Here is a 24,050-nt window from a genome sequence, read left to right on the forward strand (position 1 = left end):
CCATATGCGAGACATAAGGTCCCAAACACTAGTTGCATCAAATTCGAAAATTTAAACCAATACCTGTCGACCTCATATTCAAATTTAGTTTTTTCTAATTTTGACAACGTTGTATTATTTCCAATGGTTATCTAACACTTAAATAATGTGTTCGATAGTTTGGCAGTTTTATTGCGTTGTTTGCAATAAAAATCGACAAACGTATTCGAATCACTATTAATTGATTTGTTATATCTCATTGCTACATTTGTGGCGATATACTACAATCGTTCCTGCATAATCAAAGGAGAGCTGTTATGGCAACTGCAAGTATTAGATTAGATGAAGACTTAGTAGAAAAAGCATCAATCATGGCAAAAGCACTAAATAGAACGACACCTAAGCAAATAGAACACTGGGCTAAAATCGGTGAAATGATGGAGGATAATCCGGATTTACCTTACGACTTTGTTAAACAGGTAATTATTGCTAAGGCTGAAAAAGAAGCCGGAAAATTAGAGGCTTACGATTTTGGCTAAGGTAAGCAAGGTACTTCAAACACCAAGTTTCAAAAAAGCTGTAAAAAAGCTCCATAAAAATCAAAAACAAGACTTAGATAAAGCGATAAAGTTAATAGTGGCGGAGCCCACACTCGGTGAACAAAAGAAAGGTGATTTAGCGTTTATGAGAGTTTATAAATTTAAAATGGTGAAACAATTAACCCTTTTAGGCTACAGCTATGAAGATGGTGCAATTGTTTTAGAATTAATAGCCCTTGGCTCACACGAAAATTTTTACCGTGACGTCAAGCACCTCTTTTGAGTTATAACGAGGCTGTAGAAAAAGTAGATTATAGCTGTTAATTCGATAACTTAGTTTTACTTATTTCATTTAACGCTTCTTCTTTAGAAACTGAAGTCAAGCGAGCATAACCTTCTTCATTTGCAATAGAAACTGTACTACCTGCAACAGTTGCCAAAAACGATTGACCAAATGTCCATACAACGTCCATTTTTATAAAGTATTCATCTTGATTTGTTTCTTTCAACAGCATCGATACTGGCGGAACGCTCCAATTAGCAAACTTACCTTCTTTTGTTCCCACATATATTTCGTTTTCCCCTCTTGGTAGATTTACCTTTAAGTAACCACCCGACTTTAGAGAACCTATATATTCGCCATTAACATATGTATTTGGCCAAGCATTACCTCCTATAAAAGCACCTGGATCAGGTCGAAATATGTAAACCATAATATTGTCTTTCTCTACTTTTTTAGTATCAAGCTGGAAATCAGGGCCACTAGCAGCACAACCAGCTAGAAGACAAATGAACATCAAAAATGTAATACGGTGCATCAAGAACCCTTATACAGCTAACGCCTCAAACAGCGGAGAACGTTAATGAGTCTGGCAGCGATAGCTGCGAACTGATTTGACTTGTTAGGCAATGGTTTCACTAATTATTTCCGGTTCTCATCAGCCAACTCAAAGTGCTGGATTTGATCTGCATATGCTTTCTTGAATGCAGGACGTTCGGTTATACGCTCTATATAAGCTTCCGTAGCTGAGCGGTTACCGAACTCGCGCACTAACGGCACACGTAGTACATCTGCCATTAATAGATCTGCTACCGTGAACCGATTAGCCACCAGCCAATCTCTGTGACTTAAAACATTTTCAAGTTGATTGAGGCGGTTACCCATCCAGCCACTAAGATCATTTTCAGAATTACCTGAAATATTCAGAAACCACCAAGGCACACTTACCATTTCAACCGAATTTAGAGCGGAAAATAACCATTGATAGATGTGCGCTTGATCAATGACTTCACACGGCATCAGCTTGTCAGATTTCTGCGCTAGATAAAGAAGACAGGCACCACTTTCGAATAGCTGAAGATCTCCGTCACTTATAAAAGGAACTTGGCCAAAGGGCTGGCGTTCAAGGTGATTAGTCTCTCTGTCATCAAATGGAATCGTTTGAACAGTGTAAGGTAAGTCAGCCTCCTCACATGCCCAACGTAACCGAAGGTCACGTACAAAGCCGCGTGGGCCTTGGGGCACCCAGTCTAACGTCCAAATTGTCAATTCGCTCATTATCTGAACCTCTCTGTTGACTGCCTAACGAGGCTGTAGAACAAGTAGATTGTGTCTAACCATTTCCTTCGCCTTTGTTTATTTTTATATTCTGTGAACTTTGCCTTGGTCAAGTTGATTTTGCAAAGTTTTTGCTCGAATTACGTATTTTACGGTTTTAGGTTGTACTGGAGTGGAAGTGCTTATTTTCAGTAACTTGAAGGAGGCGATTTTTAGCGGGTTTTCGACTACTAAGCTACTAACTGCCCGTAGTTATTGAGTTTCTCCAGGTTGTGTATCAGACAGAACAAATGCCACTGACCTTGCACTTTGTCTTTACCTCTAAGGCTGAAGTGATTTAGTTTTTTGTTCGTCCCCATGTTACCAAACACAGGTTCAACCACAGACATGCGGTGACTGTAAATTTGTTTGCCCTTCGGACTATCCACCCGATGCATCATCCAGTCGGTATAGGTCGGCGATCTTGTTTCATTTAATGTAAAACTCACTTGCCTGCCGTTGCCTTTTCGATGGTCTGCAGCCTTTGGGTTGTGCATACATTGCTGTTTTTTAGCACAATTACGACATTGGAGTAATCGACCTTCGAAATAGGCGATTTTAATGCCTAAGTCATTCTCGCGAATGCCTCTAAAACTAAGATTTTCGCCTGATGGGCAGACACAGCTGTTGGTCATTGGGTCGAAACTGAATTCGCTGGCTGGAATAACGGCTTTCTTCCGTACTTTGCTATCTTGATGGCGTTTACCGTATTTGGCTTTTTGCTCACTAAACTTGGGATCACGACTTCTGAAATGGTTATCTGGAATATACGCATTGATGTGATTGTCATGCAGGTACTGCATATTCATTTCGTTGGCAAACCCCGTATCGGCGGTGATGATGGTTCGCGCTTGTAAGATGTCGTCACTAATCGCCAGGCGTTTAAACCTACCTTGAATGCCTTCTAATACTGGCTTTAAGGTATGGTGCTCTTGTCCCTCTCCAAATACCGTGGCATCCACTATAACTTGATGTTTCTTGTCCACCGTTGCCACGCCGTTATAGCCTTGAATAGTGCCTTTACTGGTGGTCATTTTGCCTGATTCATTATCGGTAATGTTACTTTTTACTTCCTTCGGTCTTTTACCTTTGCCCATCCGAGGCGCTTTTTCAGTTAAGAATTTTTCTATCTTCTCGTGTGCTTTGTTCAGTGTGTCAATCGCCTGGGCTGCGCGCTGTCTACGCGATTCATCAGCCGCTTCGTTGTTATCTAATTTCTCATGTTCGTTCATGTGATAACGAATTTGACGTTTAAGTTTATCGCGTTTTTCTGCTAGCTCTTTAAAGGTCCCTGACCATTCCTTGGCTGCATTAGAAGACATCTTGCAACCATCAATTGCAAACAACTCATTACCCAACAAACCTTGCTCATGGCATATCAACAGCACCTGCTCAAATACCGCTTCAATCTCGTCCCTACGACCACTGACAAATGCGGCTATCGTCGTGAAGTGCGGCACTGAATCACAACTCAATGCTTTAAAAATGATATTGGTTTCACGGCTCGATGTGATGCCTTTGGAATAAGCAAACAAGATGATTTTTAGAAGTGCAGCTGGGTCGTAAGCAGGACAACCATTATTATCATTTTTGTACTTGGGATAAAACACCGACAAATCCAGCCGAGAATCAATCAAATGATGAATTGCATGTTCAAATGTACCGGATTGGAATTGATCGAGATAGTTGAGCACTACCATTGTATTTTGTTGGTAATTTAGTGGGATAAAGCGCGGCATCATCAAGGCTCCTTTTGCCTAACTGATAACACCTATTTGATCACAAACCGTGATCAGTGGGAAGCAATAATTGTACGTTTTACGAACTAAATTAGAGTTTTTCTACAGCCTCAACGCTTGCCTAAGCGGCAATTAATAATGGGCTAAAATATTGAGCGCAGCGACAATAGCCCATCTTAATTGTCCGAGCTAACTTGTGAGCGAATTGAGGCTCTTGTTAGGTAGCCTTAATCACCACCGTCATCTGAGCCACCAAAATCAGTAGGACTAGAATCATTATCGAAGCTATCAGATGAATTTTTACTTACCAAAAATGTTAAGAATACAAAACTCAACAATCTAATTTTAGGTTTATCTATTGATGGTTTAAAACCAGTTCTATCAATTTGTGAGATAGAAAACACTAAGACTAATATTGCACCGAAAAACGGAACAAGAAAAACGAAAATGGATTGAGCGATTAACTGTTTCTTTGAAAACATATCAGATACAACAGCATAATATATTGCTGATGCATTCAAATATAATAATATGGCTATCGTTATGCTGAGCAATTCCATTAGCTACCTAACACCGTTTTAAGCGGCAAATTTCAGTTGACTAAAATAAGTGAGGCACGAACAAAAAGCCAACTGTAATTTGTCCGACTTGAAAACCCTTGTTAGGCGTATTATTTCGATAAGTATTGCAGTATTGCCTGAGCCATTTCTTTTACAACTGGAGCATCTAGACCTAAAGTGTTTCTATTCAGATTGGCTTCACTCATGTTACCTATGTGATTAAGCCATTTGCGATGATAATTCTCTGTCCTGCTAATGGTGCTAATTCGTGAATTCTGAGTTTTTATCTTAGCCCAGTTATTATGAGCTGAATCTATATGCTGATGATATAGATACGAAACCAAGAAGGTAGCACCAATAGTGGTTAGTTGATCTCCCCCTTCAAATGAAAATACGTGTCGTTCAGAATTTACATTCGTCATTTTAACTTTCTCTAGTTGATAAACAGCATGCCGAAGCAACGGTACCCATACGCATAGACACAATGACTCCCTGTGAAATGCTAGCCTCCGCATTATCGTGGGTTAGCTGAAAGCCACCGGAACGCCGGCCGGAACCATAATTAGTTTGCTAAAGACTAAATCATTTGGAGGCTAGCATGAATAAACATAGCATGATTTTTATCGGCTTGGATACGCACAAAGAATTCCATGAAGTAGCTTATTGTGAGGAACAACGCGGTGCCAGCCCTGTTCACTACGGACGGGTATCTTCATCAAAAGTTAGTGTAAAAAAGCTGCTCCGGCAGTTTGAATCTAAATATCCTAGTGCAACACTTCACGTTATATATGAAGCTGGGCCTTGTGGCTACTGGATTTATCGGCTGATAACGAGTTTAGGGCATTGTTGCTATGTTGTAGCGCCGTCCCTTATACCCAAAAAGCCTGGTGAATGAATTAAGACTGACCGTCGTGATGCACTTAAATTAGTGAAGTTGTTAAAGTCGGAAGATCTCACGCCCATATATGTGCCCGAGCCTGAGGACGAAGCCGTTCGCGATTTATCCCGTGCTCGTGAAGCGGCAATGAAAGATTTAAAAGAAGCTAAGTATCAGCTTAAAGCACTGTTACTACGCAACAACATTCGTTATGAAGGTACGGCAAATTGGTCGAAAAAACATCTGCGGTGGCTGACCGAACTGATATTACCTTATCCAGCGCAGCAAATCGTATTGCAGGAACAGTTGCAGACTATTGAAGAGCGGATCCGCCGGTTAGAAAGGCTGGATAATGAGCTAACCCATCATGTACACCAGTGGCGGTATTATCCTGTCGTTAAAGCGGTTCAAGCCATGCGTGGGGTGAGGCTACTAGTGGCGGTTGGGGTTGTTGCTGAGCTTGGAGATTTACACCGCTTCGACCATCCTAGTAAGCTCATGGCTTATTTAGGTTTGGTACCAAGCGAGCATTCTTCAGGTGGAAAACGACACTTAGGTGCAATAACCAAATGTGGGAATGGTAGAGCTAGGCGCTTACTTATTGAGGGCGCACATAGTTATCGCTATCGAGCCAATATCTCGACGGATATTCAACTACGACAAGAAGGCTTACCCAAAGATATTGTCGATATTGCTTGGAAAGCACAACTTCGATTGTGTAAACGCTATCAGCGTATGAATAAACAAGGCAAACACTACAATTTAATCATTACGGCGATAGCCAGAGAGATGGCAGCCTACATATGGGCTATAGCTTGAGAAATAGTGCTCACGCCGGTTAATCCAAAATTAAGATTAAGTAGAGTACCTGCATGATAAACGAGTTTGAGCTAATGCGTTCGGATCAGGCCGCGGAATGTGGCACAACCTACGAGGGCGTTATGATGGCAATAACTTAACGGTTATTGATCCACGAACATAGACTGATGAGAAAGGCTGAGCGGTCACCGGGCTACGGCGGAGTGAGTAAGGTAGGCGCTGTTCATTGAGAGATGAATAATCCACGGATACCAGCATGACAACCGACGACATTACTGCCTCATCCGGTGCGTTAGCTCATTTATTTAGAGCAAGAAAGCAGCGAATTATGGACCGAAAAAATGTCAGGAAGACACTCGGTTTTTATTGACAAGGGGAGTCATACCAACGCCTCATTCAGAAGTAAATAATTGTTGGCTAAAATAAGCGAGGCACGAGCAAATAGCCAACTGTTATTTTTCCTGCTGAAATGACTTGTTATATGGTTATTGCACCAAAGCTTTTAGCTCTTCTTTTGCTGTAAGCTCAATTGGATACTCAATAAATAACTTAAACCTTTGAATGATGCCATTCTTTACGTAAACCAAATACTTAGCACCTGCATAAAGCTCATCGCCACGTAAATCATAACTCATTGAACAATCAATGCTAATGAGATTTGATTTAAAAAAGTTTAAAACGTGAGTGTTGGTATTATCACCTTTCAATATATCCACTTCTGAAAATACAGGAAAAATAGTAAAACCTGCATCTTGCTCTTCTTTTCTGAAATCAAAAAGCTTAGCTATGAATATCAAATCAGAATTTTTACGTAATTCTTTTAAGTTATTTAAATATTCAACATGTGCCTTTTCCATGCTTTTCTCAAAATCAGCATAAGAACCACGACACGCAAAAGAGTGGCTAGAAATGAATACCAAAATGATGAGGATATACTTCATGATTAAACCATATAACGCCCGCCTAACACGCAATGTGTTGGCGTGGCTTTTTGCGTTGTTTGCCAAAACCATGACAACTAACCATTGTCGGAGTTTAGGCGCTTGTTATACGAAAATTATCGACAATTTTGCAAATTTCTTCGGGAGCAACGTCAATTAGTCGTTGGTGGATTTCAGGCGTACTTCCCATCAAAGGTCCAACCATAAACACTTCAAAACCGTTTGTGTCGATATTATCGATTCGGTCTTTTATCACATAACCCTTTGGTACATATTCAGTATTACTGAATTCTACAGTGCTAATTAAGTGTCCATTCTCAATAACATATCTGTTTGCGTAGTAAGTTATATCTACTCTGCCTTTTGCATCAAATTCATAAGACAAAACACATTTACGCCCTTCTTCAGTAAAACCAATTTGACTGAACCAATAAGGATATCGACCGTCAAATTTTAATTCCCAAGTCCCGACTAGTTGAGAAGGGCTATATGCCACTTGTTTCGTTGTCGATGTACAAGAGCTTAAACACAAAATAATGATAAAAATAAATGTAGGCTTCAACAGAATCTCCTTCTCGTATAACGCTTATTATCGAGCATGTCGTATATGCAACTTCTCGATTCGATTATTTTTTTCGTCATTTTAAGTTCTTACCTTCTGATTTTATTCAGTATTTTTACTATCGTACGAGTAAAACCACTCGAAGTTGCAAAAGCAAAAGGAGACCTTGGTTTAACGAGACTTTTCTGCTACCTATTAAAAACCATGTGAAAAATATTTTCCAAAATTAAATTAATAACTTAGCGTTTTTAAGAAAAACAAAGCGAGACCAACCAAGATTACATAATAGGAAGCGACATGGGCATTATTCACTAAATCCGATTACACCTGATTTTTTATACAGGTCATTTAATTTGATTGAATCCTATTAATCGAATCTGATAGATCACGTTAAAACCTCTTCATCTAATACTGTTAACACCAACGCCATGGAACAATTATCACTCTGCCTAAAAACAAAAAACGCGATAATCAATATCGCGTTTTTGATTTGATAAAGCTTTGCTTACTTTCGTTTAGCTAAAGCTTTATCGCTTGGCTCGTACAACTTAGTTAAAGTTGTAAAGTTACCACTACGTAGCTATAACTGTGTCACCGTGACTGTTGGGGCTGATGGGTCAGGCCCGACAACGCTAAAGCGATAAGTTGCCGTTGTTGGTATATCAATCATTAAATTAGCACCGGCGTAAGTCAATTGCTTAGCCTGGCCAACAATGACTTGAGTGTCATCCCCTACACCGCCCAAATCTACCGTTGACCAATCGCCCGTGGCAATTTTGAATTCGTAACTGCCGGCGTCAATTGCAATATCAACCGTGTAGCTACCGTCAGCGTTAAATACCAGCGCATCAACTTCACCCCAGCCATTCATCCCACCGCGAATAAAGACCGTATTTTCACCAAACATTTCGGCGTCAAATATGCTGAGCGTCGGTGCGGTTTTCTCACTGGCATCAAATACAAAGGTGTATTGCCCATCATAGTCAAAGGTTACTGTCATGTTCGAGCCGCCTGGCGCGAGCGCCTTGCCTTGGCCTACCGTCACATTTGCATCAGCATCTGCTGAGCCAAAGTCCACTGTTGACCAGTCTGCAGAAGCAACCTTGAATTCGTAAGAACCTGCTATTACTTCGATGGTTCTGCTGTATTGCCCGCCAATCGCATAGTCCATAGGGTCATCTTCACCCCAACCATTGAGCGAGCCGCGCACAAATACGGTAGTACCAAAAAATGGCTCTTCGTTATCCACTGTTAATACCGGCGCTGCTTTATCACTGGCATCCAAAGTAAATTTGAGCACCCGTGCTTGGCTTAGGGATAACTGTAAATTCGCCCCCCCAGCGGCTAAGGTTTTATCTGCACTAAGCGCCACTGATTCATCGCCGTTATTGGCGCCAAAATCCACGGTTGACCAATCAGCTGAAGCCACTTTGAACTCATAATCACCAGACTCAATGGATATTGCGGCGGCGTAAACACCATCGCCTTGATAAACCATTTCATCTACTTCACCCCAGCCATTCATCGCACCGCGCACGAACACAGATGTGCTGCCATACGGGACAACATCTGGTGCACCTGATGTCGCATAAGCCGATAAGCCCACACCTTGCGCGCCCATTTGTGGTTTAACAAATACCGCTGTGGTCAATGCAGGTACAGTGAACATGCCCTTGCCTTCATTATCCCCTTCACCTTGGGCAAAGCTTGCACCTCGTACTTGGCTATCAACCGAGTTCATTAACACTGAATGTAACTCAAAGCCTTGTGCGGTTGGCACGCCATGGGTTTGCTGTTCGCTGCTACTGTTGACGATCACCACTAACGCATCAACCATCGGGTCGATGTCAGCTCGTTGTGTTTGGTTTTCTCCTGCCTCGCCATTGTCAGCGGCTAGGCCATCATCAATACTCATCACAATCAAACCTTGGGTTTGACGTGCGCCGATATTATGAAAGCCAACACGGTCGATAATGTCGTCAGCCGTGGTTAGGCGGAATAATGCTGATGAGCTGCGTATTTTAAGCAACTCATTAAACACATTGGATGCAAACTCGATTTCGGTCATGCTGGCCGCGCGCTCAGGGCTGTAAATGAAATTAGCCATTTCTGCCCAGCGACCTTCGTTATCTTGAGCTAACGGTAGCCCCACCAGCCAGTTATTACTGTTCATAGTGAAATCTACATAGTTAAACCAATCGCCTGCATCATAGGTGTTGCGATCCATCGATTTTGAGCGCAAGAAATCTCCGCCTAATTGAAAGAACGGAATACCTTGAGACATCAAAGGAAGGGTCGCCGCAATATTCTGCGCCCTTACCCGCTCGGCCAAGGTCATATCATTGGGTAAGGTGTACTGCAATTGATCCCATAGGGTTTCATTATCATGCTTTGACACATAGTTGATGATGTCAGCTGGGTCAGTTGCGTAGCCACCAATATTACTGGTGGCTGACGCTGCGCCTTTAAAATCTTCCAAAATATAGTCAGTTAACGTGCCTGCTAGGCTCATTTTAACCTTATCTTGAGCGGCTAATGCGCTATCGCTTGGCTCGGTACTGAATATTTGACCTTGGCGTACGGCTTCTCGAATGCGGTCGTTGTAGGTGCCAATTTGTGTGCCTGCCATATTAATTTGCGTGGCTTGCTCGTAGCCTCGGTCTTCTTTTATCCAACCTTCACCATAGAAATAGTTGTCTTCATCCACCGCTTTAACGGCGGCTTCTAAGCGCAGCATGGTGTCTTTGGTGGCTTGACTCATAATGTCGAAACGGAATGAATCAAACTTGTATTGCGTGGCCCACATCACCAACGAGTCTTGCATGAACTTTTCCATCATGCGATTGCGTGGCTCGGTGTCGTCACAGCACGTTTCGCGCACGATGCCACCAGTAACTGTGTCGTATCTGTGATAATAGCCCGGCACGACTTTATCTAGTACCGATTTGCCATTTAAGCCAGAGGCGTTGGTATGGTTGTACACCACATCGAGCGCTACCCGTAGGCCCATTTCGTGTAATGATTGATTCATCGCACGCATTTCTTTTATGCGTGTTACACCGTCCGCGTCAGATGCATAACTGCCCTCAGGTACATTGAAATGATACGGATCGTAGCCCCAGTTAAATCTGTCATCACCACGCATTTGCTCCGTTAACGCTTGGGCTTTTTGTGGCTCAGCGATAGCATCATAACTGTCAAACACAGATTGCAGGGTCGCGTCTGCGTTTTCTTCATCGCACACGGCCGCTTGGCGATTTAGGCGGCATAAATCTGCTACAGTACTGGTCAAGTCAACACTTTGGCTTTCATCTTCTTCGACCGTTGCCATGTCGTTAGCTGGTAAAACATGAAAATGAGTCAAACCGTTTTCAACTAATTTCGCTAAATGCTGATTGGGCACACTGCCCTGTTCGGTGAACGCCAAATATTTACCGCGATTAGCGGCGCTGGTACTCTCATCGCGCACACTAAAATCCCGAATATGACCTTCGTAGATCACAGCATCTTCAGGATTGGTGATGGTGGGAATAACGTGGGTCTCCCACCCTTCAGGTTTTAGGTCTTCGTCATTTAAGTTTACAAACTGCGAGAAGCGGCTATTGGTGGATAAGCTTAACGAGTAAGGGTCGGTTGTGAGCATGGTTTCAAGGGCCATAGTCACTGGATGATAGGCTGTTACTTCGAAACGATACAACTGACGGTCTAGTTCAGCACCGCCTTCATAGCGCCATATACCACTATTGCTATCAAGCACCATGGGGTAGCTGGCAGTCTCTGCTTTTGCATCGTTGTATAGTTTCAAGCTCACTGTCTGCGCTGTCGGTGCCCATAGGTTAACTTGAATCCCCCCGTCGGTATAAACCGCACCTAAACTGGCTTCATCAGCATCATTTTCGCCTTGGGTGTACAGCGCATCTATGACGTTAGCTAATTGAATTTGGGTCGCGCCATTAAGCACACCCTCGGCATCATAAGAGGCTAACACCGCTTGGGTCTTAAGCACCTCTTTTGCCTCCTCCGCGCTCCAATTGCCTGCAAATGCCAACATATTGGCTAAATGCGGCACACGGGCTTTTTGCTCATCGCTTAGCTCGATTTCTTCAAGTTCGATTGCCGTGCCGCTTAGACCCGTGTCCACATCAACGCTTAAGTCGGCATTAGCTGAATAATGCAACTTCACTTGGCTAACAATTGTGGGGTCGATATCCCATAACACAGTATTACCATCTATCCAGTGAGCCGCCGCACCATCAATTTTCACCGGTTGGGGCCCTAACGACACAATGGGAAATTCGAAAATAGAAGCCACACCAGTAAAGGTAAAGTTCATTCTGGCAAAATCAGGATCGTCCTGCGACAAAGGCATTTTAAAGTCACCGCCGCCAAGCTCTTTGCCTGCGTCATCTGTGCCTACGTGAATAATAAAATTACCGCATGCCCCTGTTGTGCCCGCATAATCTGGTTTTAATTCAAGTACCCAATAGGCACCATAGTTAGGATCAATCCCTGTATGCTCCCGGCCATTCGCCCAATCGGTGTCAGCATCAGCGTAGGCATCACACGCATCGTTATTCCAAGTATGCAGGCGATAGCCTGTGTAAGTTTCATCATTTGGGCTGTTATCGGCACCCTTTGCGGCCAAGTTGAAGTACAACACAGCTTCATCCATGGCGGGGCTTGCCATAGGTGCTGGTGCTGTGGGGTCGGCCCCTACCACGCAAGACTCATTTAAAGCATCCGGCACGGTTGGCGGCGCACAGCTAATGGGCTCTGGTGCTACGCAACTGGTGCCAGAGGCATCTGGCACATTGGGTACACTACAAGTAAGTAACGTGGTGCCAGGCTCTGATCCTGAGCCACCACAGCCAGTCAGGCTTAATAAACTGATCGATATTGCCAATAAAGGCAGGCTATTTGTGCGAGTAAACATACGTTTATACTCCATTAAATTTTTATCAAATATTACGCAGCGCAGGCGCAACGAATTAAGTCCTACATCAATGAAAACGTGCTTTTCATGAAGGTGAGCGTCTTTAAAGTGAATATGTCACGCCCAGAAATATTTGGCGCCCAAAGTACTGAATGGTCCCCGTCTGTGCTTCGCTGCCGAAATAACTTTTGGTTGGCTCGTCGGTCAAGTTATTCACTTGAAACAACATGCCGAGGTTCTCGTTGATGTTGTACGACGCCTGATAATCAATCACGGTTTCTGAATCGAAATTAACCACCTGTTCATTAACGGCCACTTGTTTTGACACAAACGCATCACGCCAGCGCACACTTAATCGCGTTTCGAAATCTTCGTATTCCCAGAACACCGTGGCCGCGACCACGTTTTCAGATAAACCCGGCAAGGTTTGCTCTACCGATGCACCGCCTAATGTGGTTTGGGTTTGAATTTCACTTTCTGTGTAGGAATAGCTGGCGCTCATCCCTAAACCTGACCACATGTCAGGAAGAAACGAGTAGATTTGCGTGTACGACAACTCAGCGCCGCGAATATAGCCGCCTTTGTCATTGTTGACAGCGGTTTCATAACCACCATTTTCAGTAGGCACTTGTACCGATAGACGTGATCCATCATCATTAAATAAAGGCTCTCCTTCTTCGTCAGTAACCAGAACGGTAATTTCACGTGGGACGGTGAAACCATTGCCAGTAAAATCAAACGGGTCTTCTTTAAAGGTATTAATAAAAGACTTAATGTCTTTGTAGAATACAGCGGCGACAAATGCACCGTCGGTATCTTCAAAGTACTTCTCATAAGAAATATCATACTGATCAGCATAAAAAGGACGAAGGTACGGACTGTTCGTAGCGCTACCAGAAATGATTGCTGTTGGCTTTGATAAAACAATCTCGCCGGTATCCTGATCACGAAAAGCTTGTACGTCTTCGACTCGCACTGTGGCATTAGCAAATAAGCGATTGATGGGCGCTCGGCCGAGCACTTTTGCCGCAGCAAAACGCAATTGTTCGCTATCAGTCAGCTTAAAATTCAGGTTAATTGAAGGTAAATAATCTCGGTATTTATCAGTCAAAAGCGCTGGGCGATAAAAGTCATTCACTAAACCAGCGTCATCGGTGATGTACTGAGCCCCGTTGGCTGGGTTACCTCTTGTATCAATCACTTCGCCTGTTTCAGGGTCGATGATGTCTTCAGACACGTCTTGCAGTACGGTAGATGATTGCTCGGTTTCTACCATACGCACCCCCACGTTACCGGTAACGGGTAAGCCAAACAGTTCAGTATCTATGTTTGCCATAACGTAAGCGGCGGTGACTTTTTCAAACACTTTACCGCTTTCCAGCATGGTCCAGCTAGTGTTAGGCCCCTCGCCAGGTCCGTTTATCACCCCAGGGCTACCCGCTCCCCAGGTTTTAACTGGCTGTGGTATACCTGAGGGGAACCACGCATTTAGCGCAGAATTTAAGTCAATCGAAAGGTAACTTGGCAAGTAACTAAAATCCCCTTCCCAATCGACCACTTCAACCATGTCATCAGTTAAGCGCAGTGGTGGTTGGCTGGCAGAGAAACTGGAGTCGCTACCATATTCAAACACTGAACGGTCGTTGCTGTATTCACGATCAGAGTAACGCGCACCAAATTCAACTGACGATAAAAAAGCGTTGTCGTCAAAATCATAGGTCAGGTCAAAACGATAAGCATTTAGCTCATCTTCGTTTTCATAAGGATAAATACCGTACTTAGTCACCATCACTTTATCTAAATCCGTGAAAGCATCGGCTTGACTAAATCCAACATCGGGCAAATCTAGACCGTGTAGCAAGTAACTAATCGAGATATCACTGTCAAACGCAGGTAATTCAGCGTTGGCATCTTCACCGACAAGCGCCCACAACAGGCCGTTTCTAAAGTTACTTTTTGCAATGGACTGTGACACATCGAACGCGAGCGTTAAGTTATCTGTTGCTTGCCAGTCCGCGTTAATACCAAAACTGGCCACTTCGTCATAGTCTTGGTTGTCATCGTTAACCAACTCTACACGGGTAAAACTTTGTGAAGTACGATTAAACGTACCTCCGATGACAGCGTTATCGTTTAATATTGGGTTTGCAACCGCGGCTGAAGCACCGCCAAGTTTAACTCGAAAGCCTCGGGCGAATTCTTCTGAGTCAAATTTAGAGAAAAACGCATCCGCTTTTAGAGTAAAGGTATCAACCGGCGCCCATTCAATCGCGCCCATATAACCGTCACGAGTTTCTTCACCGCCTTTGTGTTGAAACTCAAATCCTTCACTTAAAAATTCCTCGTCACCGTCGTTATCCACATCTTTAGTGGCGTTATAGGCAAGCCCGACAAACTGAGTGGATACACTGGGTTGAAATAATCGTGCGTAGCCCAGCGCCACACCTAAGGTATCGTTTAGATACTTACCTTGATAAGAAAAACTTAAACGATGACCAAACTCTTCTGCATCCGATACCTCACCGGCTCTGTCGTTAAACATACCTCTAGCGTTAACATTGAACGTATGCTGCTTATCATTATTTAAAGGGCTGGCGGTTTGTAGCTCTACGCTGCCCGCTACGCCACCTTCAATCAGCGATGCTTTTGGGGATTTATACACCGCAGCTGAAGAGATTAATTCAGATGGATATTGATCGAACTCAATAGAACGCGAACCACTGGTAGATACTTGTTCACGTCCGTTGAGGGTCGAGAAAACAAAATCACCAGACATACCACGAATGTTGATCTCTGCAGCTTGGCCGCCGGTTCTTACAGCTGAAATACCAGGTAAACGGGTTAGTGCATCCGCCATAGACACATCGGGCAAGCCACCTAAATCATCAGCAGAAATTTGCTCGGATACGGTGTCACTAAATCGTTTTTGATTCAGTGATTGAATGAGACTGGTGGCAAAGCCTCTGACTTCAATGCGTTCTAGCCCTTGATCATTTTCTCCCGGTTCATTGGCTCTTTGTTCTTGCTCGGTACTCGTGATAGTAACTTCTTCATTTGATTGCTGTGCGAATACTCCCCCCGTCATTAAGGTTGAGCAACTTGCCAGTAACGCAGCGGTAATTAAATTCGGTTTGAATCTTGTCATGCGTGTGTCCCATTACGTATGACGAACGTTCGCTTCACACTTTCTGGTTTAATTTTCAACTCTAGATAAGTGTTATATTTTGAAACGAAGTACGTCTTGTTGTTTCCAGCTGAGAATGTTAACGCCTAGTTAACAATCAAAACAACGCACTGCATACGTATTCAACAAATTATTAACAAATACAGAGTAAGAGATAGTTCCAAACGTAATTTAACCGCAATTTAAAGGCACTTTAGCTGCAATTAATTACTTTTAACGTCAATATCGCAGGCACTACATATCAGTTGCACGTCGCCTATTATCGCGAAATCCAATGCTGACAAGCTGCATATTGATGCAAAAGATGAACAGCTAGCAATTAATAAGTAAACAAATGTTTAACACTTTGATTGAAGAAACGCGACTTTAGGGACGGGACACAAAAGTGCAGTCGCTTTTTATAGTGATATGAGGCGCATCAATTAGCTTTAACGTAATTGCTCAACGTGGGTACTGAAATTCAACGCGCAGCCTTGAAGGAAAGATTGGATATTCTGTTCTTTGTATAGATCCCCTGTGCCCGGTTGTTTTGCAGCCAGTGGTGGAAACGCACCGTAACCTGCTAACAAGCAATTCCACGACACAGCATTAAAGTGAGTAGAAAGGTCTTGGCGGTTTATTTCCGCTTCTAAATCCCCGCGTTTGTACCAAACATCCAATATTTGTAACAGTGATTCAGACAGGTGCATGTTGTTGCGATTTGCCCGCCAATACTCACTGTCGTTTCGGGTATTGAGCTTGTAGTGCGCCACTATATAATCCCGAGTGCGCTCCGTTCTATATTGCATTTTGGCGTTGTACTGCCCTTGCAAACGGTTAGAAAAACCGCCCTCTTCAAATTCTAATATGAATTGTTCGATGGATATCTGCGTTAGATGCAAAGCCGTTGCTTCAAGGGGCTCGATAAAGCCGGCTGACAACCCAATACCTAAACAGTTATTTTGCCATTGTTTCTCTAACGCCCCCACCTTCATGGATAAATGTCGGCATTCAGCATTTTCATTCAGTTGTAGATGGTTCTTCAACTCCTGTTCAGCGTCGTTTTTACTGACAAAGTCTGAACTGTAAACATAGCCGTTACCGAATCGATTCGTTAGGGGGATCTTCCAGCACCAGCCTGCTGATAAGGCCGTGGATGTGGTTTCTACTGGAATTTGCTCACCTATAGGCGTTGGCACCACAACTGCAGAGTCGTTAAATAGATTGTCTTTATAACTGTTAAATTTGACGCCTAAGGTCTTTTGCATGAGTACACTAGAAAAACCGCTGCAATCAACAAACAAATCACCGCTTATCTCAATGCCTTCTTTATAGTGCAGCGCCGCGATATCACCATTGGGATGCTGCTTGATGCTTTCTACATTTGCTTGAACGTGATCTACACCTAGACCAATAGCATGTTGCTGTAGAAAGGCACCTAGCAAGTGGGAATCAAAGTGATAACCGTATTCTATACTAAACGGAAAATTAGCCGGCGTTTGTGGGCCTTTGTTCTGCTTAGCGAGTACGCCGTTTAATAAAAAATCGCCAGGGTTTGTGTGCGTATCAAGCCCAAGGCGACGAGTGCGGGCGTTCACCATAAATGCCCGTTGGGTGAAAGTGTCTATTTGCGATATAAACGGATGGCTGTAACGCGTAATACCTGATGCAGGGCTGAAATTCTCAAAGGCGATATTCATTTTGTAGGTGGCGTTGCATTGAGGCATCCAGTCGCTATCCCCAATACCAAGCATACTAAAAAAACGTTTCAGTGTGGGGGTTGAGCCCTCACCTACCCCGACAATACCGATATCAGGTGATTCAACCAAAGTTATTGTTAAGGATTTATCCGCCAGCTTGTCAGCCCACTTGTGAGCAAATAAATTAGCCGCCATCCAACCTGCGGTGCCGCCTCCTAAAATGACGATTTTAAATGATTGTGCCATCAGGTTGCCTTACAGAAAATGCATCAGAAACTCGTCATGACTAGGTAAGCTAGTCAGTGGCTCTCGTTTGACATCTCGCATCTTATCTAGCATGCCCATAAGTTGATGCTGTGATAAATTGTTCGCGATCGGGTGAAAATCTTCAGGCTCTATCCCTTGCCCCACCATGACTTGCAACCACGAGCTTTCGAGAAACAAATCGTTTTGCTCCCTAAATAACTTTCCGTTCTGTTTAAACAAAGCCATTTTATGGGCCAACGAATCGGGGATATCCATGCTTTGCATATTCCGCCAAAACTGACTGTCGTCACGCTTTGTTAAGTGATAGTGAAGTACCAAAAAATCACGTATTTGGGTGTATTCGAGTTCTGATTGCTGGTTGTATTCATCTACCGCTGCGCTATCGATTCCCTGATGAGGGAATAAATGTATTAAGCGCACAATCGCAGATTGAATAAGGTGAATACTGGTCGACTCTAACGGCTCTAAAAACCCGCTCGATAGCCCCACAGCCACCACATTTTTATGCCACTGCTTACGTCTGCGCCCCGTTGTAAAATGTATGATTTTGGGGTCGCCGATGGGCGTTGAATCCAAATTATTCAACAGTGTGTGGCTGGCTTCATCATCGCTTAAATGAGCACTGCAATACACCAAGCCATTACCATTTCTGTGCTGTAAGGGTATGCGCCATTGCCAGCCAGCTTTATGGGCAATAGCCCGCGTATAAGGCACGGTTTTGTCGAATCGTTCAGAAGGCACGGCCACTGCGCGATCGCAAGGCAGCAAATGGGTCCAATCATCGTAGCCAACACCAAGGGTTTGCTGAATTAGCAAGCCGCGAAACCCAGAGCAATCCACAAATAAATCACCGTTAATCTGCTGACCATCTTGCAGAGTAACACCAGCGATATCCCCCGACGGATGTTGCTGAACAGAATCAATCATGCCTTCAATGCGGGTTACACCAAGCTTGGTACAATAGCGACGTAGAAACTGAGCGTATAACGACGCATCAAAATGATAGGCATAGGGCAAGTCGAGGACAGGATCTTGTGCTTTGATATGGGCGAATTTACCTTGGGTTGCACACAGGTAGTTTAAATCGTAATCCCAAATAGTTGACTCGTGACCAAGATGCTTAGCACGATTCACAAAGTGGTGAAAATGACAGAACGCCATACTTTTACCCGGCGATCCGAATGTATGAAAATAACTATCGTTGGGTGTACGCCAGTTCTCAAATTTTATCGCGAGTTTGATAGTGGCTTTGGTTTCCCTTAAAAACTCGGCTTCGTTAATACCCAACACTTGATTCACTAAGCGTATAGGAGGAATAGTTGCTTCCCCTACCCCCACAGTGCCAATGGCTTCGGACTCAACCAGGGTAATGTTAATAGAAGTACCAACGACTTTTTGCAGTAACGCAGCCGTTAACCAGCCAGCGGTCCCGCCCCCCACTATGACTACATCTTTAATTGCTGTGTTCATTGAATCACTTCAAACAGAAAAACCCTATCTAATTGTTATATAACCAGATAGGGTTTGAAATTGAAAGCGCGGCACACCGCACTTTAGTCTACAAAGAAGCGAGTGGCTTCCCTGCTGCTTGGTTAATAGCTAACTTAAAACGAATAGTTGAAACCTAATAAGTAGTTAGCCCCAAATGATTGATGACGGGTTATTTGACGTCCATCGTTTGGCGCGGCTTGGATCGTATCTTCGTCTGTTATGTTTTGCGCTTGCAGTGTCACGCGTAAGCCATCCAAAGATTCAATACCTGACTCACTAAAGTCATAACCAATTTGTGCATCCCATAGCTCACCACCTTGGTCAGTAGCATCAACCAATGACAAACTTAAACCACGCTGCTCCGTTAAAAATGGGTCACGTTTCGTACCAGAGATGCGAATTTCGAAACCGTTCATCTCATAATAGGCCGTCAAGCTATAGGACTCTTCTGATAAACCGGGAATACGGGTTTCAGTCTGACCAGGAGCGGCATCTAACTTTCCGGTCATAAAGGTGGCGCTAGCAAACATACCAAAGCCGTCTAAACTTTCGTGGATCATGCTAAACGGTAGGCTTGCTTGGAATTCATAGCCACGCACAAAGCCTTCAAATCCATCTAGCACGGAAGATACGCCACCCAAGAAAGTCACTGGTGCAGAGCCATCAGAGGCTTGATGTAATGTTGGAATATATACGTCTGAGAAATCAGCCACTACACTGGTATCGCGATGCCAGTTTTTGATATCTTTGAAAAAGAATGACACAGCAAAGTAACCGTCGTCTGCAAAGTAGTTCTCATAAGATAGATCAAACTGATCAGCTTCTAGCGGTTTTAGCTCTGGGTTACCTGTACTTCCTCCCCAAGGTCCATTTGCAGGATCTGGGTTAGCAATTTGATTGTCGTTAAAAGCAAAAGTAGCTTGAGTATTTGGGCGCATATCGTCCATACGCGGTCGGCTGATTACCTTGGAAAGTGCAGTACGAATAAACTGGCCTTCGTATATTTCAGCGCTTAAGTTCAACGTTGGTAATACATCAGTGTAATCAGCACCGCCTGTAACAGGCACCGCGACTGTCATGCCATCCACATCACTTGTAGTGCTAAAACCAGTGGATGATTGGTCAGCACTGACTACTTGCAAGCCTACATTACCCTTTATGAACACATCGCCTAGCTCAGTATTTATGTCAAGCTTGGCAAATACCGTGGTCAACTGTTCTTCCACTTCATAGGTATCCCCTAAGCGATCATTTTGCACCAGTCCAGCATCAGTAACTGTGTAATAACCACTGTTGAATAAGCCTAAGCTGTCGTAACCAAGAACACCATTAATACCAATGAAATCTAAATTCACCACGCCTACTGGATCTGGAATTGGACCTTGGCCTGGGTACTCAGGGGCGGTTAAATAGGCGCCATTATTAACCTTTGATTTAGAGCGGTCTGAATAGTTGATACCCACATTAATATTGGTAAAAATACCCCATTCAACGTATCCGTCTAATTCGAAGCGGATACTGTCTAACTCTTCTTCAAATACGGGCTTATTCACGAAACCGTCTTGTGCGTCTGAGCCGATTATGGGGGCCCCCCATGCCTGCGGCCCAGCTAGGCTGATCAAACTTGGATCGGTTAAATCAACGCCTGGCAACGTAGGATGATCACCGTAAACGGCACCGGTAGAGGTCATCGTCCAAGAGCGCGGTGTAATCGGACGCCCTTCAACCCCAGCTCGCCCCACACCAGAGTAGCTTTCGATATCGGTAATGGTTTTATCCACTTTACCACTAGACAAATCAGCCGAAACAGTCCAGTTTTCATCTAATTCGTAAGCGATGTTTAAACCCAAGGTCGTTAGCTCTGCATTTTGCTCTTTGGCATCGTTTCGCACCACCGAGTAGAAACCATCGTGGTAACCTTCAGTGACTAAACCATCTTCGACTTTGGTGATGGTGTAATCTACGCCACCCCACTCTGGGCCACCTTCTTCGAGGCCTCGTTTTACATCGTTTTCAACAAAATCAATATAAAGAGCATCAAGTTGCAACGTTAGTTTATCTGATGGTGCCCACTGAACGACTGCCGCAATGGAGTCTCGCTCCAACATGGCTGAACGTGCAAGTGAATCATGCCCACCTAAAATCAGTGTTCCTTCTGGCACTTCGACACCGGGCGCGGCGTTGTCAGGGTTAGCGGTAGCATAGCCCCAACCACCAAATTGCTCTTCTTGGCGAGGGGACTCCATTGTTGCAAGCGTTAAGGCAACGCCAATTGTATCATCAGCGAAAGAATCAACATAATTGAAAGATAAACGATGGCCATCATTGTCAAAATCTGGATTCGCTGAGTCTTCAGCATTTTTTTCAAATGAACCATTAAGGGTAATGCTTTGCTCCATTCCCAGAGGCTTGACTGTTTGTAAATCAACGGTGCCGCCGATACCTTGATTAATCAGACCGGCTTCTGGTGTTTTATAAACCAGAATATTCGAGACGATTTCAGTGGGATACAAATCGAATTCAACCCCACGGTTATCGCCCATACCTAGTAGTTCGCGGCCATTAAGCGAAGTACCAACGTAGTTTTCATTAAAACCACGAACTGACAAACCACTTGTACGACCGTTTCTGCGCTCACCGGCTAGGCCAGGTAAACGTGCCAATGATTCGGCGACACTGGTATCTGGTAGCTTGCCGATGTCTTCGGCAGAAAGCACTTCAACAATCGAAGTGTTGTCCATTTTTATCGCTTGTGCACGCATAAGGCTGCCACGAATACCCGTGACTTGGATCACTTCAGTATCGTCACCCGCTGCATCTGCTGTTGCTTCTTGCGCGAACGCACTTGGTGTAATACCGAAAGCAAAACCACTAGTGATTAGCGCGGCTTTTATTAAATTAGGTTTAAAATTATTCATGTGTGTCTATCCCGGTTCGAGACTAAGTTGCAAACCTAAGTTTCAGTTAACAACTTGTAGTCAAATGTTACATCTTTGTACGAGTTGTCGGGATAGTACCGCCTCATCCAGCCATGCCTCAATGTCTTGCATACGTATTCAGTAAAAATACACAACAATTCATTAACAGCTACATTTTTATAAACTGTCAAAATTAGCATGTAACCGATTGTATTTATTGAATAATAAAAATAACGCTGAGAATTTATTGAAAATTATTTGTAAACGCTCATACAGATCAAGCTGAGTCCGTTACGCTATTCTTGTACGATTTTCGGTGCTAGCCTATCCGCACGTATTAAATAATTAGATACAATTAACGTCATAAAAAGCATGCAGGATCTTACATACAATATTCATAACCTCCCAGAGCCTAGACGGGTTGAAGGAGTGACAGTTGATAACTTTAAACAACGCGTAACCGATGATTATTCACCTGCCGTGATCCCCGGCTTTGCCGATCAGTGGCCTTTGGTTAACGCTGCTAAAGAATCCGAACAAGCTTTATGTGATTACCTAGTCGATGTTTCGACTAACACCCCCTTACCGCTTGTTCTGTTACCGCACAAAACTAAAGGACGGATGTTTTACAGCGAAGATATGCGCGCTATGAATTTTCAAAAGGCGCAGGCAACATTACAACAAGCTTTAGCTCATATGCAGCATTTTGCGCAGTCAAACCGGGAGTTAGCCGTTGACAGAGTATGCGTACAAAGTGTACGTATTAAAGACGTGATGCCGAAGCTAGAAGACGAGCTGGCCAACCCCTTACGTCCCGGTAACCACCCTTTTATATGGTTGGGTAATCCCGTTACAGTGGCAGCGCATTTTGATGAGGCACATAACATAGCCGTCGTGGCCGCAGGCGTGCGCCGTTTCACGCTTTTCCCGCCGGAGCAAATCGATAACTTATATATAGGGCCCTTAGAGCACACCCCTGCTGGTCAACCGGTTAGCTTAGTTGATTTACATTGCCCTGATTTGACGCGTTTTCCTAAATATGCTGAAGCGTTTAAACACGCTTTGTCAGTAGAATTACGTCCCGGTGACGCGATTTATATTCCGTCACCTTGGTGGCATAGCGTTGAGTCGCAGAGCAATATAAATGTATTAGTGAACTATTGGTGGAGCGGTAATTTCGTTTCTAGCGCTTTACCTTTCCCTATGTTGATCCATGCAATTCAAGCCCTCAAACATTTACCGATAGACCAACAAACAGCGTGGAAACATATGCTTAATCATTATTTAAGCACTGATGAGTCGCTGCATGAGCACATTCCACCTTCAGTGCGCGGTGTCTTAGGCATGAGAAATCAAACGACAATTAACCGAGTGCATAACTGGTTAAAGCACAAAATAGGTCGGTAATACGCGTTTTTACGCTAGCGCCTTTTATGCAAATCGTGCATCAGGGCCAGCGCTCATTCTACAACTCATGCCTTTTTAATACATGTAAAACGAATAAAGGCGTAACATATAAAATGTTCCGCCTTCTGGTTACCTCAAACCGCTTGCTTTGGTATGGCTGAGGTTATACCAAGCCGATTATGCTTGTGAGTGCAAACCGAACATATTGCCTTCAGTATCTTTTACCAAGGCGATAAAACCGTATTCACCAATCGACATTTTTGCCTGCTCTACCGCTCCGCCTGCTTGTGATACGCGTCCTGCTTCTACCGCGCAATCTTCACAGGAAAAATACACCAATGTGCTGTTACCACCGGGTGTCATGCCCGTCATTTTGACTAAAGCACCTGCTGCGCCGTATTTTTCCATGTCAGATGGAAATGCCAGCATATGCGCCTGTTCATCTGTGGGATCTGTCAATGTTTCTAACGTCACGGCTAAGACTGTTTGATAAAATGCTTTCGCTCTGTCCATATCCTCGACATATATTTCAAACCACCCAACTGGATTAGTCATATT

The 24,050-nt window shown here is 43.8% G+C and carries 15 protein-coding genes and 1 pseudogene; 4 read left to right on the forward strand and 12 right to left on the reverse strand.

The genetic code is table 11. From position 1 onward, the window contains the following. The first annotated feature begins 296 nt into the window (after positions 1–296). Positions 297–518 carry a TA system antitoxin ParD family protein gene (locus FX988_RS02940; protein WP_160178265.1) on the forward strand — a complete coding sequence of 74 codons (222 nt, stop codon included), beginning with the start codon at positions 297–299 and terminating at the stop codon, positions 516–518. Beyond that, positions 511–801: a type II toxin-antitoxin system RelE/ParE family toxin gene (locus FX988_RS02945; RefSeq protein WP_160178266.1), complete on the forward strand. Its 291-nt coding sequence runs from the start codon at positions 511–513 to the stop codon at positions 799–801. Before FX988_RS02940 ends, FX988_RS02945 begins: the two co-directional genes overlap by 8 nt. Before the next feature lie 37 nt (positions 802–838). On the opposite strand, the gene FX988_RS02950 is transcribed toward FX988_RS02945, so the two are convergent. The 4 genes from FX988_RS02950 to FX988_RS02965 form a co-directional block, all read right to left on the reverse strand. Then, complete coding sequence (locus FX988_RS02950; protein WP_160178267.1) at positions 839–1,336, reverse strand: hypothetical protein; 498 nt, start codon at positions 1,334–1,336, stop codon at positions 839–841. Positions 1,337–1,440: 104 nt separating this feature from the next. Continuing rightward, positions 1,441–2,076, reverse strand: coding sequence for a glutathione S-transferase family protein (locus FX988_RS02955; protein ID WP_160178268.1), 636 nt, complete (start codon positions 2,074–2,076; stop codon positions 1,441–1,443). Between the two features lie 230 nt (positions 2,077–2,306). After that, a complete protein-coding gene (locus tag FX988_RS02960; RefSeq protein WP_254700705.1) occupies positions 2,307–3,857 on the reverse strand; it encodes a transposase in 1,551 nt (516 codons plus the stop codon). Between the two features lie 224 nt (positions 3,858–4,081). After that, positions 4,082–4,414 (reverse strand): hypothetical protein, encoded by a 333-nt coding sequence (locus tag FX988_RS02965; RefSeq protein WP_160178269.1) that lies wholly within the window; start codon positions 4,412–4,414, stop codon positions 4,082–4,084. Positions 4,415–5,012: 598 nt separating this feature from the next. Between FX988_RS02965 and FX988_RS02970 the strand changes: the two are divergent. Next, positions 5,013–6,110 (forward strand): annotated as a pseudogene (locus FX988_RS02970) (IS110 family transposase). A 485-nt stretch (positions 6,111–6,595) separates the two neighbouring features. Here FX988_RS02970 and FX988_RS02975 read toward each other — a convergent pair. From FX988_RS02975 to FX988_RS03005, 7 genes are all read right to left on the reverse strand, one after another. Continuing rightward, positions 6,596–7,051, reverse strand: coding sequence for a hypothetical protein (locus FX988_RS02975; protein WP_160178270.1), 456 nt, complete (start codon positions 7,049–7,051; stop codon positions 6,596–6,598). A gap of 94 nt (positions 7,052–7,145) precedes the next feature. Beyond that, positions 7,146–7,613: a hypothetical protein gene (locus FX988_RS02980; protein WP_160178271.1), complete on the reverse strand. Its 468-nt coding sequence runs from the start codon at positions 7,611–7,613 to the stop codon at positions 7,146–7,148. A 580-nt stretch (positions 7,614–8,193) separates the two neighbouring features. Then, on the reverse strand, positions 8,194–12,546 hold the full coding sequence (locus FX988_RS02985; RefSeq protein ID WP_160178272.1) for an alpha-1,6-glucosidase domain-containing protein: 4,353 nt from the start codon (positions 12,544–12,546) through the stop codon (positions 8,194–8,196). A 103-nt stretch (positions 12,547–12,649) separates the two neighbouring features. Next, complete coding sequence (locus FX988_RS02990; RefSeq protein WP_160178273.1) at positions 12,650–15,691, reverse strand: TonB-dependent receptor; 3,042 nt, start codon at positions 15,689–15,691, stop codon at positions 12,650–12,652. 467 nt (positions 15,692–16,158) lie between these two features. Beyond that, the gene (locus FX988_RS02995) at positions 16,159–17,655 is read right to left on the reverse strand and encodes a tryptophan halogenase family protein (RefSeq protein ID WP_160178274.1); all 1,497 of its coding nucleotides are present in this window, start codon (positions 17,653–17,655) and stop codon (positions 16,159–16,161) included. Between the two features lie 9 nt (positions 17,656–17,664). Further along, a complete protein-coding gene (locus FX988_RS03000) occupies positions 17,665–19,146 on the reverse strand; it encodes a tryptophan halogenase family protein (RefSeq protein WP_160178275.1) in 1,482 nt (493 codons plus the stop codon). A gap of 134 nt (positions 19,147–19,280) precedes the next feature. Continuing rightward, entirely contained in the window at positions 19,281–22,085 is a 2,805-nt protein-coding gene (locus tag FX988_RS03005) for a TonB-dependent receptor (RefSeq protein ID WP_160178276.1), read from the reverse strand. A 372-nt stretch (positions 22,086–22,457) separates the two neighbouring features. On the opposite strand from FX988_RS03005, the gene FX988_RS03010 reads away from it, so the two are divergent. After that, positions 22,458–23,492, forward strand: coding sequence for a cupin-like domain-containing protein (locus FX988_RS03010; protein ID WP_254700706.1), 1,035 nt, complete (start codon positions 22,458–22,460; stop codon positions 23,490–23,492). A 177-nt stretch (positions 23,493–23,669) separates the two neighbouring features. Here the strand turns inward: FX988_RS03010 and FX988_RS03015 are convergent, their stop codons facing one another. Next, positions 23,670–24,047, reverse strand: a complete 378-nt coding sequence (locus FX988_RS03015) for a VOC family protein (protein ID WP_160178277.1) — start codon at positions 24,045–24,047, stop codon at positions 23,670–23,672. Positions 24,048–24,050 lie beyond the last annotated feature (3 nt).

Origin of the sequence: Paraglaciecola mesophila, assembly GCF_009906955.1 — a bacterium.
Lineage (GTDB): Bacteria > Pseudomonadota > Gammaproteobacteria > Enterobacterales > Alteromonadaceae > Paraglaciecola > Paraglaciecola mesophila_A.

Bases quoted from the DNA above. Each gene is read 5' to 3' on its own strand.
- FX988_RS03000 (WP_160178275.1), bottom strand. From the start codon at position 19,146: ATGAACACAGCAATTAAAGATGTAGTCATAGTGGGGGGCGGGACCGCT.
- FX988_RS02950 (WP_160178267.1), bottom strand. From the start codon at position 1,336: ATGCACCGTATTACATTTTTGATGTTCATTTGTCTTCTAGCTGGTTGT.
- FX988_RS02985 (WP_160178272.1), bottom strand. From the start codon at position 12,546: ATGTTTACTCGCACAAATAGCCTGCCTTTATTGGCAATATCGATCAGT.
- FX988_RS03010 (WP_254700706.1), top strand. From the start codon at position 22,458: ATGCAGGATCTTACATACAATATTCATAACCTCCCAGAGCCTAGACGG.
- FX988_RS02995 (WP_160178274.1), bottom strand. From the start codon at position 17,655: ATGGCACAATCATTTAAAATCGTCATTTTAGGAGGCGGCACCGCAGGT.
- FX988_RS02960 (WP_254700705.1), bottom strand. From the start codon at position 3,857: ATGATGCCGCGCTTTATCCCACTAAATTACCAACAAAATACAATGGTA.
- FX988_RS02975 (WP_160178270.1), bottom strand. From the start codon at position 7,051: ATGAAGTATATCCTCATCATTTTGGTATTCATTTCTAGCCACTCTTTT.
- FX988_RS02965 (WP_160178269.1), bottom strand. From the start codon at position 4,414: ATGGAATTGCTCAGCATAACGATAGCCATATTATTATATTTGAATGCA.
- FX988_RS03015 (WP_160178277.1), bottom strand. From the start codon at position 24,047: ATGACTAATCCAGTTGGGTGGTTTGAAATATATGTCGAGGATATGGAC.
- FX988_RS03005 (WP_160178276.1), bottom strand. From the start codon at position 22,085: ATGAATAATTTTAAACCTAATTTAATAAAAGCCGCGCTAATCACTAGT.
- FX988_RS02990 (WP_160178273.1), bottom strand. From the start codon at position 15,691: ATGACAAGATTCAAACCGAATTTAATTACCGCTGCGTTACTGGCAAGT.
- FX988_RS02940 (WP_160178265.1), top strand. From the start codon at position 297: ATGGCAACTGCAAGTATTAGATTAGATGAAGACTTAGTAGAAAAAGCA.
- FX988_RS02955 (WP_160178268.1), bottom strand. From the start codon at position 2,076: ATGAGCGAATTGACAATTTGGACGTTAGACTGGGTGCCCCAAGGCCCA.